Genomic DNA, 1,122 nt, shown 5'->3' with positions numbered 1-1,122 from the left:
GCACTGAGCGCTCTTCAGGGCGCCGCTTGCGCAGCGCCCTTCCAACGATTCCAACCATTACGACAGGAGACAAACCATGACCCGTTCCATTCACTCCACCACGCGCCGCACGGCGCTGGCCACGGCTACGCTGGCGCTCGCGTCCAGCGCCTTCTGGGCCGCCGGCACCGCCTATGCGGCCTATCCCGACAAGCCCATCACGCTGGTCGTGCCCACCGCCGCCGGGGGTGGCAACGACGGCATGGCGCGTGTGGTGGCCATCAAGCTCTCCACCCTGCTGGGCCAGCAGGTCATCGTGGAGAACAAGGCCGGGGCCAATGGCGCCATTGCGGCCGAATACGTGGCCCGTGCGGCACCCGACGGGCACACCATCTTGTTCGGCTACATCGGCACCCACGGCATGAGCCCCGCACTGCAGAAGCTGCGCTACGACCCCATCACGCAGTTCGAGCCCATCGGTATGGTGAGCTACTCGCCCACGCTGATGGTGGTGAATCCCAAGGTGCCGGCCAAGACGGTGAGCGAACTGGTGGCGCTGAGCAAGGCCAAGCCCCACGACTTCAACTACGCATCGGCCGGCAACGGCACGGCCCCACACTTCTCGGCGGAAATCTTCAAGCTCGAAAGTGGCGCCCAGATGGCCCATGTGCCCTACCGGGGCGCAGCCCCCGCCATGAACGACACCATGGCCGGTCAGACGCAGGTGATGTTTCCTAGCCTGTTCTCGGCCTACCCGCACGTGAAGGGCGGCAAGCTGCGCGCCCTGGCGCTGGCCGGGCCCAAGCGCTCGTCGCTTCTGCCCGATGTGCCCACGCTGGAGGAGGCTGGCATCAAGGGTGTGGAGATCACCCAGTGGTACGCCTTGTTCGCACCCGGCAAGACGCCTCGCCCGGTGATCGACCTGCTCAACAAGACCTTGAACACCGCACTGGCCGACAAGGACGTGGTGCGCCGCATCGAGGAACAAGGCGCAGTGGTGGACACCAGCACGCCCGAGCAACTGGCCCTGACGGTGAAGCAGGAACTCGCCAAGTGGAAGGGTGTGGTGGTCAAGGCCCAGCTCACACCCGATTGAACCGCTGCGAAGACGGCTTGGGGAGGCAGACCGGCGCCACCGCCCCT

General features: G+C 66.2%; 1 protein-coding gene. It reads left to right on the top strand.

The window, feature by feature from the left end; genetic code table 11:
• The first annotated feature begins 76 nt into the window (after window positions 1-76).
• A complete protein-coding gene (locus tag DBR23_RS09980) occupies window positions 77-1,075 on the top strand; it encodes a tripartite tricarboxylate transporter substrate binding protein (RefSeq protein WP_108498136.1) in 999 nt (332 codons plus the stop codon).
• Window positions 1,076-1,122: the final 47 nt, after the last annotated feature.

This window comes from Acidovorax sp. HMWF018, from assembly GCF_003061035.1.
In the GTDB taxonomy this organism is placed as follows: Bacteria; Pseudomonadota; Gammaproteobacteria; order Burkholderiales; family Burkholderiaceae_C; genus Acidovorax; species Acidovorax delafieldii.
This window is presented reverse-complemented; position numbering and strand designations above follow the sequence as displayed.